Raw genomic sequence first — 14735 nt, forward strand, 5'->3', positions numbered from 1 at the left:
GCTCCTTCTCTATGCCACTTCCTGAACCTCGGCTCCTTCTCTATGCCACTTCCTGAACCTCGGCTCCTTCTCTATGCAAATTCCTGAACCTGGATCTCTCCCAACTGGGGTTTTACATGATCGATTTCAGAGAATGGCATAGAGAACGCAGGGGGAGGTCAATGGCGGGAGCGGACGGGTGCCACGACGCCGGCGCCACGAAGACGACGCCGTGGCGCCGAGGCTGCAATGTGAAGATTGCAAGGTACCTCTCAAATGATTCCTAGGTACCTTGACATCGATTTGCTAGGTACCTACCATCCCTCAGGTCAAACAACGCGAGGAAGGAATCTGGTGACCACGGAAGACGAGATGAACAGGGAGCTGGAGGAGGCATCGAAGTCCGTCGAGCGACGCATCCTGCGCCGCCTCGGCTACTTCGGCCACTTCCTGCACGTGCACGCGGGAGGGCGGGGCGGCAAGCAGTTCGTCCTCGTGCGCCTGCTGCACTGCGGGGGCCAGCTCACCCAGCGCGAGCTGCAGGAGAGCGTGGGCATAAGCTCCGCCGCCCTCTCGGAGGTGCTCGCGAAGCTCGAGGGAGAGGGACTGGTCGTCCGCACCCGCTCGGAGCAGGACAAGCGCCAGCTCGACATAGCCCTCACCGAGGCGGGCCGCGAGCTCGCCTGCGAGGTCGCGCGCAAGAAGATCGACTTCGAGCGCGAGGCCTTCGAGCCGCTCGACCAGGCGCGGCGCCTCGAGCTCGCGGACGACCTCGACCGGCTCATGGAGCACTGGAAGCTCATCGAGCAGAAGGAGAGGGAGGCAGGAAATGAGTAACGAGGAGAAGGCGATGCCGGGCCTGAGCTACGGCCAGATCCTCTCTACCCTGGGCGGCAGCGTCAGGGAGTTCAAGTCCACCTCTGTGTGGACGCCCATACTCGTCGTGGGCGAGGTGGTCATCGAGTGCATCATCCCCTTCATGACCGCCCAGCTCATCGACCAGCTCAACCTCGGCGCGGGCATGGACGTCATCGTCCGCTACGCGCTCATCCTGGTGGGGCTCGCCCTGGCGTCCCTCGCCTTCGGCGCGGGTGCGGGCTACACCTGCTCCGTCGCGGCGACCGGCTTCGCGCGCAACCTCCGCCACGACATGTTCCAGAGCATCCAGGACTTCGCGTTCTCGAACATCGACCGCTTCTCCACGAGCTCGCTCGTGACGCGCCTCACCACCGACACGACCAACGTGCAGCAGGCCTACATGATGCTCATCCGCACGGCTATCCGCAGCCCGCTGATGCTGACCTTCGCCATCGTGATGGCCTTCGTCACGGGCGGCAGCATGGCCGTCATCTACGTCGTCGTGGCCATCGTCCTCGGCTTCTTCCTCTTTGGGATTGCAGCCAAGGTCATGCCCATGTTCAGGCGCATCTTCCGTGAGTACGACCGCCTCAACGACTCCGTCGAGGAGAACGTCTCGGGCATCCGCGTGGTCAAGTCCTTCGTCCGCGAGGAGTTCGAGAAGCAGAAGTTCAAGCAGGCCTCCGGCAACCTCTACCACGACTTCGTGCACGTCGAACGCCTGCTGGCCTTCAACGCCCCCATCATGACCCTGGCCATCGACGTCATCTACACCGTGGTCATCTTCTTCGGCTCGCGCGCCATCATCCAGAGCCAGGGTGCCCTCATGAACGTGGGGCAGCTCTCGGCCCTCATCACCTACGGCTTCTCGATGCTCATGAGCCTCATGATGTTCTCGATGGTCTTCGTGATGATCACCATGTCCGAGGAGAGCGCGCGGCGCATCTGTGAGGTCCTGCTCGAGAAGAGCGACCTCACCAGCCCCGAGGGCGGCCTCACCGAGGTGCCCGACGGCTCCGTCGACTTCGACCACGTGGACTTCGAGTACTCCCGGAAGGCCGAGCGCATGGCCCTCTCCGACATCGACCTCCACATCAAGAGCGGGGAGGTGATCGGCGTCATCGGCGGCACGGGCTCGTCCAAGTCCACGCTGATCCAGCTCATCAGCCGCCTCTACGACGTCACCAACGGCAGCGTGCGCGTGGGTGGCCACGACGTGCGCGAGTACGACCTTGACACCCTGCGCGACCAGGTCGCCGTGGTGCTGCAGCGCAACGTGCTCTTCTCGGGCACCATCAAGGACAATCTGCGCTGGGGCAACGCCGACGCCACCGACGAGGAGCTCGTCGAGGCGTGCAGGCTCGCGCAGGCGGACGAGTTCATCCAGCTCATGCCCGACAAGTACGACACCTACATCGAGCAGGGCGGCACCAACGTCTCGGGCGGCCAGAAGCAGCGCCTCTGCATCGCCCGCGCACTGCTCAAGAGGCCCAAGATCCTGATCCTGGACGACTCCACCAGCGCCGTCGACACCAAGACCGACAAGCTCATCCGCGCCGGGTTCAAGAGCTTCATCCCCTCCACCACCAAGATCATCGTCGCCCAGCGAACCTCCTCCGTGGAAGACGCCGACCGCATCGTGGTCCTGGACAGGGGCCGCATCTCGGCTGTTGGCACCCACGAGGAGCTGCTGCGCACCAACGCCATCTACCGCGAGACCTACACCAGCCAGAACAAGCAGTCGCACGACCAGAAGATGGGCGCCCTCGCCTCGGACGGCTCGGCTGAGGGAAGGGGGGCGAAGTCCCATGAGTAGCAAGGACACCAAGGACCTACAGGCAAAGGCAGGCGCGGCCGGAGAAGCAACGTCCAAGGCGGACGAGGCCACGCAGCCCGAGGGCGGCTGCGGGCACGGTCCCGCCAACCCCATGAAGGTGCTGGGACGCACGCTGAGGCTCGTCTTTGGCTTCTATCCCGTGCAGACCGTCGCCATGGTCGTGTGCATCGTCGCGGCAGCGGTCATCGCGTCCCTCCCCTCCATCTTCCTGCAGCAGGCGCTGCAGGTCGTGACCGAGCACTGGCAGAGCGGCGACTGGGCGGGCGCGTCCGGCCCGATCCTGCAGATCGTGGCGTCGCTCGTCGTGCTCTACCTCACCGGGCTCGCCTTCGTCACCGCGCAGGCGCAGCTCGCCGCCGTCGTGACCCAGGGCACCCTCATGAAGGTCCGCAACACCATGTTCGACCACATGGAGGACCTGCCCATCCGCTACTTCGACAGCACGCAGCACGGCGACATCATGAGCCACTACACCAACGACGTCGACGTGCTCAGGCAGCTCATCAGCCAGGCGCTGCCCAACATCCTCTCGACCCTCATGGCCATGGCGTCGGTGCTCGCCATCATGCTGTGGTACTCCCTGCCCATGACCGTGGTCGTGCTGGTCATGGTCGCCGTCATGGCGCAGTCCGTGAAGGTGCTGGGCGGCAGGAGCGCCCACTTCTTCCTGGCCCAGCAGCGCTCCCTCGCCAAGGCGGAGGGCTTTGCCGAGGAGGCGATGACGGGCGAGAAGGTCGTCAAGGTCTTCACCCACGAGCGCCAGATGGTACGGGACTTCGACGTCGTCAACGACGAGCTCTTCGAGGCTTCCAAGAGCGCCAACATCTACGGCAACACGATGATGCCCATCCTCATGAACCTCGGCAACCTCGCCTACGTCGCGGTCGCCCTCATGGGCGGCGTATTCCTGGCGCTCAACGTGCCCAACCCCTCTATCTCGGGACTGGCGCTCACCATCGACATCGTGGTGCCCTTCCTCAACCTGACCAAGCGCTTCGCCGGCTCCATCGGCCAGGTGTCGCAGCAGATCAACTTCGTGGTCATGGGACTTGCCGGCGCGGAGCGCATCTTCGGCCTGCTCGACCGCGAGGCCGAGGTGGACGAGGGCTACGTGACCCTGGTCAACACCGAGCGTGACGCCTCCGGAGAGCTCGTCGAGTGCGACCGGCGCAGCGAGACCTGGGCCTGGAAGCACCCCCACGGGGACGGCAGCGTGGAGTACGTGCCCCTGGCGGGCGACGTGCGCCTCTCCCACGTCGACTTCGGCTACACGCCCGACCACACCGTCCTGCACGACGTGACCCTCTTCGCCAAGCCCGGCCAGAAGGTCGCCTTCGTCGGCGCCACGGGCGCGGGCAAGACCACGATCACCAACCTGATCAACCGCTTCTACGACATCGCCGACGGCAAGATCCGCTACGACGGCATCAACATCAACAAGATCCGCAAGGGCGACCTGCGCCGCTCCCTGGGCATCGTCCTGCAGGACGTGAACCTCTTCACCGGCACCGTCATGGACAACATCCGCTACGGCAGGCTCGACGCCACCGACGAGGAGTGCATCGGCGCCGCCAAGCTCGCGGGCGCGCACAGCTTCATCGAGCGCCTGCCCCAGGGCTACGACACCATGCTCACCGACAACGCCGCCTCGCTCTCGCAGGGGCAGCGGCAGCTCCTCTCCATCGCCCGAGCCGCCGTGGCCGACCCGCCCGTCATGATCCTGGACGAGGCCACCTCCTCCATCGACACGCGCACCGAGCAGATCGTCCAGAAGGGCATGGACGCCCTGATGTACGGCCGCACCACCTTCGTCATCGCCCACCGACTCTCGACCGTGCGCAACTCGGACGTGATCATCGTCCTGGACCACGGCCACATCATCGAGCGCGGCACCCACGACGAGCTGATCGCCCAGAAGGGCACCTACTACCAGCTCTACACCGGGGCCTTCGAGCTCGAGTAGGCAGGCTGGCGCCGCGCCGTCTCGACGTCGCGGCAGGGACGAGACGCGCCTCGCGGGCCCGTGCGGAGAGATCCGTGCGGGCCCGTCCCTTTGGCGCTCCCCCGCCGCTCGCGCTACCATGGTCGCCATGAGCCGAGCCAAGGGAGAGAAGCATGCCATACCTGGACAAGACCAAGGAACGGACCACGAGGCCGCGGGCGATCGGACGCCGGGCGTTCCTCTCGCTTGCCCTGGGAACGTGCGGGGCGGTCGCACTCTCCGCCTGCGGGAAGGACGCGGGAGGGAGCACGGGTGACGACGGAGGCAGCTCGGGCTCGGCTGGCGGCGACGCGGCCGGAAGCGGGACGTCGGGCGTGCTCGCGAAGCCGCTGGACAACGGCTACGGGAGCGGAACCCACCACGCGACCATCGAGGTCGAGGGCTTCGGGAGCATCTCGCTCGAGCTCAACGCGGGCGCGGCGCCCATCACCGTCAGCAACTTCGCGGAGCTCGCGGGCTCGGGCTTCTACGACGGGCTGACCTTCCACCGCGTGATAAGCGGCTTCATGATCCAGGGAGGCGACCCAAAGGGAGACGGCACCGGCGGCTCCGACCGTCGCATCAAGGGAGAGTTCAGCGCAAACGGCGTGGTGAACCCCATCATGCACAAGCGCGGCGTCATCAGCATGGCGCGCAGCAGCGACTACGACTCCGCCAGCTCGCAGTTCTTCATCATGCACGGGGACTCGAGCTCGCTCGACGGGCAGTACGCCGCCTTCGGCAAGGTGACGGACGGCATGGACGTGGTGGACGCCATCACCCAGCAGACGCCCGTCCAGGACTCCAACGGCAGCGTCGCCGCGGCGGACCAGCCCCGGATCGTCCGGATCGCGATGGTCGACTAGGGCGCCGCAGTTCGCTGCCCGGGCAGGCGACGAGCGGCGGGTAGCGAGCGGCGGACGGAGAGACGGGACGGACCCCGGACGGCAGGCGGGAGCCTCCGGACGATGGACGGGAGTCTCCGGACGCCTAGCGTCAAACGTCAATCTCCAGGCGATAAGTTCAAAAAATTGTATGCGGTTTTTCGATTTGAGCTTTGATTAGTTCTTTCAGCTGTTTGCGTCTCCGCAGGTAGGAGCTTTATAGCATTTGAGAGTTGTATGCGGAATCAGCATACAACTCTTGGGAGAGCGCCCAAACCGCCGCGCGAGAGCCCATTTGGCGCTGCGCGAGACTCCAGGCCGCTGCGCGAGAGCCGAGGCCGCCGCACGAGACCCCACGTCGCCGCGCGAGGGCCCGCCTGACGACGAGCGAAGGCACACCACCCCAGGCACGCGGGCCGCCACGCTGCCCCAACGCGGCGCACCACCCCGAATCGCCCCGCGCCGCCCCTAGCCCCGACCCCTAAGCCCCAAACCCTCAAGCGCAGGTTCATGTTTTTTCTGCCGAGGGGACGGCAAGGCCCTAACATATCAAAGATGCCCATTCGCTCACGAGGGCCAGGCAGGCCTTCTAGCTGCGGTTTCTCTGGCCGTGGCATGCCACCCTCGCCCGAGGAGGACCATGTTTGACCTAAATCCCAACAGTGGTAGAGTCGCTCGCGCAGCCGGGACGGCCGCACTCGTCGGCCTTCTCTGCCTGGTGAGCCCGCGCGTCGCCCTGGCGGCGGAAAGCCTCGAGTCCCTCGAGCAGGCCGCCATCCAGGCCGCCGACAACTACCAGGCGGCAACGGAGAAGGTCGCGCAGATCCAGGACCAGATCGAGGACAACGCCGCGCACAAGGCCCAGCTCGAGGCCGAGCTGCCCGCCCAGCGCGAGCGGGCCGCCTCCGCGATCAAGGCGCACTACATCCTCCAGCAGGACCAGGCGAACCTGGTCTCCATGCTCCTCTCGGCCGAGGACTTCAACCAGTTCCTCTCGCAGGCCCAGTACCTCTCCGCCATAACCACCAGCAAGCTCAACGAGATGGTCCAGCTCACCCAGATGGAGCGTGACCTGGACCAGACCAGCCAGGCGCTGGAGTCCGCCAAGGCCGCGGCCGACGCCCAGGCGAGCGAGGCGCAGAGCGCCTACGAGCAGGCGGAGGCGGCGAAGCAGGCCGCCATCCAGGCCGCCACCGCCAACGCTGCCGCCCAGCAGGCGGCCTACGAGCAGCAGCTCGCCGCAGGCACGCCGGACCAGTCGACCAACCAGGCCATCGAGGCTGCCACGGCCAAGCAGGGTGCCGACGCGGCCGATGCCTCCGCCCCCAAGGGCGGGCAGGGCCAGGACGAGACGACCCCCACCGCCAAGGCCGAGGAGCCCCAGCGGGAGGCGACGCCAGCCCAGCCCGCCAAGCCCAGCTACAACTACGTGGGAGCCTCCACCTACGGCGAGGGCGACGGGCTCATGTACAGCGCCACGGCCTCCGGTGACGTCGTGACCCCCACCTCCATGGGCGTCGCCATGAAGAGCATGCCCCTGGGCACCGTGGTCGAGATCACCTACGGCGGCAACACCGTGACCGCCGTGGTCAACGACCGCGGCCCCTTCATCGCCGGCCGGGAGATCGACCTCCAGCCCGCCGTGGCCCACGCCCTGGGCTTCGACGGCGTCGGCACGGTGGGCTACCGCGTGGTAGGCTAGGCCAGGGGGCTAATCCAGGCAGAGAGCGACACGAAGCACAGGCGCCCCGTGGCTCCCAGCGGCCACGGGGCGCCTTTCTTCTCTCGCGTGGGTGCTTCTCTCGCGTGGCCGCGTCGCGTCGGCGCAGGCTGCCCGCCCGGACCCGGACGGGGAGCAAGCTCCGGCCTGCCCTACAGCCGCTCCGCCATGTCGCGCACCAGGCGCTCGCTCGCGTCCCACCCCAGGCAGGCGTCCGTGATGGACTGGCCGAACACTCCCCCGCCCACAGGCTGGCTGCCGTCCACCAGGTAGGACTCCACCATGAAGCCCCGGAAGAGCCCCGCGACGTCGGCGCTCCGGCTCACGCTGTCCAGCACCTCGTCCACGATGCGCGCCTGCTCGAGGGGCCGCTTACCCGAGTTGTCGTGGTTGCAGTCGATGACCACGGCGGGGTTCTGGTATCTCTCACCCTGGTACTTCTGGGCCAGCCGCTCGAGGTACTCGTAGTGGTAGTTGGGATAATTGATGCCGCCGAGGCCCTGGTAGCCGCGAAGCAGCGCGTGCGCCAGGGGGTTGCCCGTAGTCTGGACCTCCCAGTTGCGGTAGATGAAGGTCTGCGGTGCCTGGGCGGCATAGATGGAGTTGAGCATCACGTCTGTAGAGCCGCCCGTGGGGTTCTTCATGCCCACGGGAGCGGCGATGCCACCCGCGACCAGCCGGTGCTCCTGGTTCTCGACCGAGCGGGCCCCCACCGCGACGTAGCTCAGCAGGTCCACGAGGTACTGGTAGTTGTCCGGGTACAACATCTCGTCGGCAGTGAACATGCCGCACTCGCGCACCACGCGCAGGTGCATGCGGCGGATGGCGCGGATGCCCCCGAGGAGGTCCGAGCCTCCCTCGGGGTCGGGGTTGTGGAGCAGGCCCTTGTAGCCCGTCCCGCGCGTGCGGGGCTTGTTGGTGTAGACCCGCGGGATCACCAGGACCTTGTCGCTTACCTCGTCGGCCAGGCGAGAGAGGCGGGACATGTACTCGAGCACCGAGTCCTCGCGGTCCGCGGAGCAGGGCCCCATGATGAGGAGGCGCCGGTCGCTCCTGCCGCAGACGACGTCGGCCACCTCCGCGTCGAAGGCCCGCTTGCGGGCGACCTCCTCGGCGCTGAGGGGCATCTCGTCGCGGATCTCCTTGGGGATGGGAAGGCGACGCTTGAAGTTCATGGGCATGCTGCGGACCTCCGGACGCTCGTCTTGGCGCAATGGCCCGGAGCGCGTGCCCGGGCCCAGGACCCGACGGCACGGGGGCCGCGGGCTCTGGGAATTATGGCATGCCCGACGTCACATGCGCGGGCGGCACGACGGCGTTCTCGCACGCGACACATACGCCTGCCTCACGCCCGGCCGAGGCGGCCCGCACGACTAGGCCAGGAGTCCCGCCAGCCAGTCCAGGGCGATTCCCACCGGTGTCCGCCCGTCTCGGTCCTGGAGCGCCTCCCGAACTCGCGGCACGTCGTCGGTTATCACGCCGTCCACGCCATTCTCCACGACGCGCAGCACGTTGGGCTCGTCGTTGACCGTCCAGGCCAGGACCTCGCGACCCTGCGTGTGCAGGTAGCCCACGAGCTGCGCCGTGCAGCTCGTCTCCTCCACCGAGAACAGGTCCGCCGCGTCCAGCTGGCAGAGGTCGCCGTACGCCAGGGTCATCACGTAGGCGCGCCTGACCTCGGGCGCCGCCTCGCGCAGGCGCAGCAGGCAGTCGTAGCTCATCGAGGTGAAGACGCACTGGGAGCCCATGCCCGCCTCCCTCACCTGGCGCGCGACCTCACCCTCGAGGTCGCGCTCGTGGCCTGTGGGCTTGAGCTCGATGTTCAGCCTCATGCCGGTCTCCTTGGCCCAGGCGAGGACCTCCCCCAGGGTGGGGTAGCGCTCCTCGGCGAACTCGGGCGAGAAGTGCGAGCCCGCGTCGAGCGCGCGAACCTCTTCCAGCGTGAGCTCCCAGGCGGCCTTGTCCACGCCCGAGACGCGCTTGAGCCGCGCGTCATGGCTCACGAAGATGCCCCCGTCCGCGCTCTGCTGCAGGTCGAGCTCGACCCAGTCCGCGCCTTGCTCCTGGGCCTGGCGGAAGGCGGCCATGGTGTTCTCGGGGGCCTCCAGGCACGCACCGCGGTGGGCGGTCAGCTGCACGGCGGCTCCCCCCTGGCCGAAGGGCTCGAGCAGCGCCGGTCCGAAGGCGAGGAGCAGGGCCGCGCACGCACAGACGCCCAGGCCTGCCAGCCCCGCCACCAGGGCGACCCTTTCCCTGTCCCACGCACGTTGCGTCCGCGCCACGGCATGGCGCCCCTCTCGCGCCAGGTAGAGCGCGCTCACGCTCGCGTATCCCAGGGCGGGAGAGAGCGCCAGGCACACCACCGCGAAGAAGGCGAGAGGCGCCAGCACGAGGGACGAGGCGACGGCCGCGGCGACGGGCCGCTCGGAGAGCGCCTGTGCCAGGACGCCCGCCGCGCCACCACCTGCGAGCAGCACGAGACCGGCGACAAGCGCGGCCAGCGCCTGGATGCCCACGAGCCAGAGGAGGTCGCGCAGGCGCCGACGCCGGCCCAGCTCGACCGAGCGGGCGAGGCTCTGGCGAAAGTCGAGCCCCTCCCACACGAAGGCGTTGAGCGCGTAGGACCAGCGCACGAGCAGGACCACGACGAGGACGAGCGCGAGCGCGTGGGCGACCGTGAGCGCGCCGCTCTGGTAGATGAACTCCTCCACGAACTCAGGCACGGCGAGCGAGCGCACCACGCCGGTCGAGACCCCCAGGTTCACGAGGGGGACGAGCACCAGGACGTAGGCGGCGAGGCCGAGGTTGCGCGGGGCGAGGGCCCGCAGGGAATGCCGCGCGGCCAGGGGCAGCAGCTCCCGGAGGCCCATCGCCTCTCCCCTGCTCCCACGCTCGAGGGTGACGAGGACACCTGCGAGCTCGAACACCGAGAGGAGCATGAGCAGCGCCCCCACGACGACGACCAGGGCCACGCTGAGCGGACGCAGCAGGAAGGATCCCACGTTCTCCCAGGTCAGGTACGCATAGCCCTGGGCGGCCATGGCGGCGTCGAGCAGCAGGCGGAGGAGCGGCGCCAGCCCCAGCGCCGTGCCGGCCCTGAACAAGAGCTCGAAGAGGGCCAAGGTGCGCCAGTTGGCGCACAGGAGTCGCAGGATGTCGCGAAGCGTCTTCATGGGGCCCTCTCTCCACGGGATTCGCCAAGACAGACTAGCAGAAGCCCCGGCGGACCCGATGCGGCTCCCTGCCGCGCGACGACTTCCCACGGACCTATCATGAGAGGGCACACGAGACGAGAAGCGGAGGTACCCATGCCCTGCACCACCCTACTGGTCGGCAAGAAGGCCAGCTACGACGGCTCCACCATCATCGCGCGCAACGAGGACTCCCCCTCTGGCGTCTTCACTCCCAAGCGCATGGAGGTCGTCCTCCCCCAGGACCAGCCCCGCCACTACCGCTCGGTCGTGAGCCACGTCCAGATCGAGCTCCCCGACGACCCCCAGCGCTACAGCTCCGTGCCCGACGCCGTCAACAGGGACGGCATCTGGGCGGAGGCCGGCGTCAACGAGTCCGACGTCGCCATGAGCGCGACCGAGACCCTCACCACCAATCCCCGCGTGCTGGGCGCGGACCCCTACGTGGAGCTCGTCCCCGCCAAGGGCACGCCCGGCGAGGAGGGCTACGTGCCCGAGGTCCCCGGGGGTATCGGCGAGGAGGACATGGTCACCATCGTCCTGCCCTACGTGAGGACCGCCCGCGAGGGCGTGCTGCGCCTGGGCTCCCTGCTCGAGGAGTTTGGCACCTACGAGCCCAACGGCGTCGCCTTCTCGGACCTGGACGAGGTCTGGTGGCTCGAGACCGTGGGCGGCCACCACTGGATCGCCCGCCGCGTCCCTGACGACTGCTACGTGACCATGCCCAACCAGCTGGGCATCGACTCCTTCGACCTCTCCGACGCCTTCGGGGCGCAGAGGGAGCACCTCTGCTCGGCCGACCTGCGCGAGTTCATGGCCAAGAACCACCTCGACCTGAGCCTGGAGCCCGGCGACGCATTCAACCCCCGCGAGGCCTTCGGCAGCCACTCCGACGCCGACCACGTCTACAACACGCCGCGGGCCTGGTCCATGCAGCGCCTGCTCAACCCCCACACCGGCAACTGGGACGACGGCTCGGGCGACCTCTCCCCCGAGTCGGACTCCCTCCCCTGGAGTCGCGTGCCCGAGCGCAGGCTCACCGTCGAGGACGTGAAGGACGCGCTCTCGCTCCACTACCAGGGGACGCCCTTCGACCCCTACGGACGCGGCGACGACGTCCAGCGCGGCAGGTACCGCCCCGTCGGCATCAACCGCAACGGCGAGCTTGCGGCACTGCAGCTCAGGCCCTACGCGCCCGAGGGCTGCCGCGCCGTCCAGTGGACGGCCTTCGGCTGCAACGCCTTCAACGCGCTCGTGCCGCTCTACGCGAACGTGCGCTCCATGCCCGAGTACCTCTCCAACACCACCGACGAGGTCACGACCCAGAGCTTCTACTGGTCGAACCGCCTGGTGGCGGCACTGGCGGACGCCCACTTCAACGCGACGGCGGCGGCCGTCGAGAGCTACCAGGAGGCGGTGGCGGCGCGCGGCCACGAGGAGCTGGCCCGCACGGACGCGTCTCTCCTCGCGCAGGGCTCGAGCCGCGAGGATGCCTGCGACGAGCTGGAGGAGGCCAACGGGCGCATCGCGAGGATGCTCCGCGACAAGACCGGCGAGCTCCTCTCCAAGGTCCTCCTCCAAGCCTCCCTCGACATGAGGAACGGCTTCGCCCGGAGCGACCGCTAGAGGACACGGGCCGCGAGGCGAGAGGGGCGTGGGCTGACATGCATGCGGGGGCGACGAACACGAGGGAACGGTCCGGGGACGCCGAGGGTCAGGGCCCCATTCCGCCCGAGGGCTTCACCTTGGGGCTCGCCCTCTTCGACGGCGTGCCGGTGGCGCTCTTCTGCCTCTCCACCCTCGTCCTGGGCGGCAGGCTGGGGAGCCCGGCCTTCGTGGCAGGAGCCGTCCTGGCCTTCGCGGCGGGCCTCGGCAAGGTGTGCTGGAAGCTCCTCCTCGCCCTGGGCAGGGGCGACCATCCCCTCCTCAGCCGACAGCTCCGCTACCTCATGCCCCTGGGCTTCGCCCTCATGGCGGCGGGGATCGCGACCAAGACGGCCGTGCTCGCCCTGGTCGCAGGCAGGCTCCTGAGCCTCCCCTCCTGCCCGCTCCTCGCCCTCTAGCTCGCCTGCATGCTGGCCATGGTCCGCTTCGCGCGGCACCGCGACCAGCTGGACGCCCGCTCCAACTAGGTCGAGCAGGCGACCAACTCCCTGGGACAGGCCGCCCTCCTCGCGGCACTGCTCCTGGCCTAGCGCCACGGCGAGTGACGCCGCCGCTCCGGGCGGACTCACGGTACGGCGGCGTCACCTCTCGCCTGGCGTATAGCCGGACGGCAACGAGAGCGACGCGGACCCGCTAGGCCAGCGCCGCCACCAACTCGTCGGTGCTCGCGACCACGGAGCCGAAGCACTTCCGGCAGTGCTCGACGGCGCCCTCCTGGCTGCCGCAGAGGAAGGTCCTCGTGGCATCCTCGACCAGCACGCTGTCGTAGCCCCTGAAGTAGGCGTCCGCGAGGGTGTGGAGCACGCAGACGTTGGTGTCGCAGCCCACGGCCACGACCGTCCTCACCCCAAGCTCCCTTAGGAGCAGGTCGAGGTCGGTCTGGAAGAAGCCGCTGTAGCGGCGCTTGGGCACCATGAAGTCACGCTCCCCCGAGCCCGCCCCGAGCGCCGCCGCGGGCGCCGTCCTCCCCTTGATGCCGTGCGGCCCCCAGAGCTCGAGCTCGCGGTCCACGCCCTCGAGGTGCTCGTCGTCGCAGAACACGACGGGGAGCCCCGCCGCGCGCGCCGCGTCCACCACGCGCGCGCAGTTGGCGACCATGGCCCCCTCCTCCGGCGAGGGCGCGTACACCGCGTCCTCGCCCACCGCCTCGAGCACGTCGATCACGAGCAGTGCCGTCGTCTTGCGGTCGATGTCCAGCGCGTTCCCCATGCCTTGCCTCCCTCTGCCGATATGGTGCCTTCCATGTTAGCCCAGTCTCCGCGTCCCCCTGCCCCCAGGGCGCGAGGACACGGGAGCCGCCCCCGCCCCAAGGCATGTGGAGCTTACGCAGATGAGGGCGCTCGCCTGCGTCTGGGTAGTATCCTTTCATGTCAGCACACGCCGATCTGCCAAACGCAGCCCAAACGAACAAGGGGACAACGTGGGACTCAACGACATGACGCGCCGGAGCGCCCTCAAGCTCCTCCTCGGCGCGGGAGCGAGCGCCACCGTGGCCGGCCTCCTCAACGTGACGAGCGCCTTCGCCGACACGGCGAGCGACCTCGAGCAGACCAAGCAGGACCTCAGCGCCGCGCAGGAGAGGTACGACCAGGTGCAGGCGCAGCTCGACCAGATCGCCTCCGAGTACGAGGCACTCTCGCGCGAGCAGTCCAAGACCCTCGACCAGATCGAGGGCGTCAACGACCAGATCGACAAGACCCAGGAGCAGATCGACAAGACCCAGGCCGACCTAGACAAGAAGAAGGAGCGCCTGGGCGAGAGAATCAACAGCGCCTACAAGTCGGGCAACACCGACTTCCTGAGCATCATCATGAACTCCGCCTCCTTCGGCGAGCTCACCTCGAACCTCTACTACATGGGCAAGATCACCGAGGCCGACGAGCGCATGATCCAGGAGGTCAAGGACGCCAAGGCAGCCCTCGACCAGCAGAAGGCCGAGCTCGAGGGCCAGAGGGCCGAGCTCGAGGCCCTGAACGAGACCCAGAGGCAGCAGCTCGCGCAGATGCAGTCCAAGCAGGAGGAGGTCCAGGGCGTCCTCGCGGGGCTCGACCAGGACGTGAAGGACCTCATCGCCAAGCGCGACGCCGAGATCCAGGAGATGGCCGAGGAGAAGGCACGCCAGGAGGCCGCCGCCGAGGCGGCCCGCAAGGCGGCTGCCGCTGCGGCCTCGTCCTCCGCGGGCGGGGGCGCCTCGTCCAACGTCTCCGGGAGCCTGGGGGCGGACGGCGCGACCACCGGCTCGCAGGCCCGCGTCCTCGCCGCCTGCCAGTCGACCCCCTCGCCGGGTGCCGGCCTCTGCGCCATGTGGGTCAGCCAGGTCTTCAGCAACGCCGGCTACGCCTATGCCGGCGGCAACGCCAACGACATGTACAACGCCTGGTGCACGAGCTCCAACCTGGGCCAACTCAAGCCCGGCATGATAGTCGCCGTGTCGAGCCACCCGCACACGAGCGCGGGACGCATCTACGGCCACATCGGCATCTACGTGGGCAATGGCACCATCATGGACAACGTGGGCTACGTGCGCACGGGCAGCCTCAGCGAATGGATCAGCTACTACGGAGGCACCGTCACCCCGCGCTGGGGCTGGCTGATGGGCATCGTGCTGGCCTAGGCGCGG

11 protein-coding genes are annotated in these 14735 nt (G+C 68.3%); 8 read left to right on the forward strand and 3 right to left on the reverse strand.

Features of this window, described 5'->3' with window-relative positions; all coding sequences use genetic code 11:
* Nucleotides 1-333: 333 nt before the first annotated feature.
* The 5 genes from Q5923_RS01840 (at nucleotide 334) to Q5923_RS01860 (ending at nucleotide 7241) form a co-directional block, all read left to right on the forward strand.
* The gene (locus Q5923_RS01840; RefSeq protein ID WP_009279523.1) at nucleotides 334-816 is read left to right on the forward strand and encodes a MarR family winged helix-turn-helix transcriptional regulator; all 483 of its coding nucleotides are present in this window, start codon (nucleotides 334-336) and stop codon (nucleotides 814-816) included.
* Nucleotides 809-2653, forward strand: coding sequence for an ABC transporter ATP-binding protein (locus Q5923_RS01845; protein WP_303131769.1), 1845 nt, complete (start codon nucleotides 809-811; stop codon nucleotides 2651-2653). Before Q5923_RS01840 ends, Q5923_RS01845 begins: the two co-directional genes overlap by 8 nt.
* Nucleotides 2646-4637: an ABC transporter ATP-binding protein gene (locus Q5923_RS01850; RefSeq protein WP_303131771.1), complete on the forward strand. Its 1992-nt coding sequence runs from the start codon at nucleotides 2646-2648 to the stop codon at nucleotides 4635-4637. The genes Q5923_RS01845 and Q5923_RS01850 overlap by 8 nt, the downstream gene beginning before the upstream one ends.
* A 152-nt stretch (nucleotides 4638-4789) precedes the next feature.
* A complete protein-coding gene (locus tag Q5923_RS01855; RefSeq protein WP_303131773.1) occupies nucleotides 4790-5521 on the forward strand; it encodes a peptidylprolyl isomerase in 732 nt (243 codons plus the stop codon).
* A 658-nt stretch (nucleotides 5522-6179) separates the two neighbouring features.
* Complete coding sequence (locus Q5923_RS01860) at nucleotides 6180-7241, forward strand: RlpA-like double-psi beta-barrel domain-containing protein (protein ID WP_303131775.1); 1062 nt, start codon at nucleotides 6180-6182, stop codon at nucleotides 7239-7241.
* A 170-nt stretch (nucleotides 7242-7411) separates the two neighbouring features.
* On the opposite strand, the gene Q5923_RS01865 is transcribed toward Q5923_RS01860, so the two are convergent.
* Both Q5923_RS01865 and Q5923_RS01870 read right to left on the reverse strand, forming a co-directional pair.
* Complete coding sequence (locus Q5923_RS01865; protein WP_303131777.1) at nucleotides 7412-8440, reverse strand: 3-deoxy-7-phosphoheptulonate synthase; 1029 nt, start codon at nucleotides 8438-8440, stop codon at nucleotides 7412-7414.
* Between the two features lie 192 nt (nucleotides 8441-8632).
* Nucleotides 8633-10432, reverse strand: coding sequence for a glycerophosphodiester phosphodiesterase family protein (locus tag Q5923_RS01870; RefSeq protein WP_303131779.1), 1800 nt, complete (start codon nucleotides 10430-10432; stop codon nucleotides 8633-8635).
* Nucleotides 10433-10567: 135 nt separating this feature from the next.
* Here Q5923_RS01870 and Q5923_RS01875 point away from each other — a divergent pair, with 135 nt between their 5' ends.
* Together Q5923_RS01875 and Q5923_RS01880 are read left to right on the forward strand one after the other, a co-directional pair.
* Nucleotides 10568-12076: a C69 family dipeptidase gene (locus tag Q5923_RS01875; protein WP_009279530.1), complete on the forward strand. Its 1509-nt coding sequence runs from the start codon at nucleotides 10568-10570 to the stop codon at nucleotides 12074-12076.
* A 38-nt stretch (nucleotides 12077-12114) separates the two neighbouring features.
* Nucleotides 12115-12513 (forward strand): hypothetical protein, encoded by a 399-nt coding sequence (locus Q5923_RS01880; protein ID WP_009279531.1) that lies wholly within the window; start codon nucleotides 12115-12117, stop codon nucleotides 12511-12513.
* A gap of 235 nt (nucleotides 12514-12748) precedes the next feature.
* Here the strand turns inward: Q5923_RS01880 and Q5923_RS01885 are convergent, their stop codons facing one another.
* Nucleotides 12749-13324 carry a cysteine hydrolase family protein gene (locus tag Q5923_RS01885; RefSeq protein WP_009279532.1) on the reverse strand — a complete coding sequence of 192 codons (576 nt, stop codon included), beginning with the start codon at nucleotides 13322-13324 and terminating at the stop codon, nucleotides 12749-12751.
* Nucleotides 13325-13535: 211 nt separating this feature from the next.
* Between Q5923_RS01885 and Q5923_RS01890 the strand changes: the two genes are divergently transcribed.
* Nucleotides 13536-14729, forward strand: a complete 1194-nt coding sequence (locus Q5923_RS01890; RefSeq protein WP_156797633.1) for a CHAP domain-containing protein — start codon at nucleotides 13536-13538, stop codon at nucleotides 14727-14729.
* The last annotated feature ends 6 nt before the right edge of the window (nucleotides 14730-14735 follow it).

The organism is uncultured Olsenella sp. (assembly GCF_959602185.1).
Lineage (GTDB): Bacteria > Actinomycetota > Coriobacteriia > Coriobacteriales > Atopobiaceae > Olsenella_I > Olsenella_I phocaeensis.

Excerpts from the sequence above, each read along its gene's own strand:
- Q5923_RS01845 (WP_303131769.1), top strand. The coding sequence starts at position 809 with ATGAGTAACGAGGAGAAGGCGATGCCGGGCCTGAGCTACGGCCAGATC.
- Q5923_RS01850 (WP_303131771.1), top strand. The coding sequence starts at position 2,646 with ATGAGTAGCAAGGACACCAAGGACCTACAGGCAAAGGCAGGCGCGGCC.
- Q5923_RS01855 (WP_303131773.1), top strand. The coding sequence starts at position 4,790 with ATGCCATACCTGGACAAGACCAAGGAACGGACCACGAGGCCGCGGGCG.
- Q5923_RS01860 (WP_303131775.1), top strand. The coding sequence starts at position 6,180 with ATGTTTGACCTAAATCCCAACAGTGGTAGAGTCGCTCGCGCAGCCGGG.
- Q5923_RS01865 (WP_303131777.1), bottom strand. The coding sequence starts at position 8,440 with ATGCCCATGAACTTCAAGCGTCGCCTTCCCATCCCCAAGGAGATCCGC.
- Q5923_RS01870 (WP_303131779.1), bottom strand. The coding sequence starts at position 10,432 with ATGAAGACGCTTCGCGACATCCTGCGACTCCTGTGCGCCAACTGGCGC.
- Q5923_RS01875 (WP_009279530.1), top strand. The coding sequence starts at position 10,568 with ATGCCCTGCACCACCCTACTGGTCGGCAAGAAGGCCAGCTACGACGGC.
- Q5923_RS01880 (WP_009279531.1), top strand. The coding sequence starts at position 12,115 with ATGCATGCGGGGGCGACGAACACGAGGGAACGGTCCGGGGACGCCGAG.
- Q5923_RS01885 (WP_009279532.1), bottom strand. The coding sequence starts at position 13,324 with ATGGGGAACGCGCTGGACATCGACCGCAAGACGACGGCACTGCTCGTG.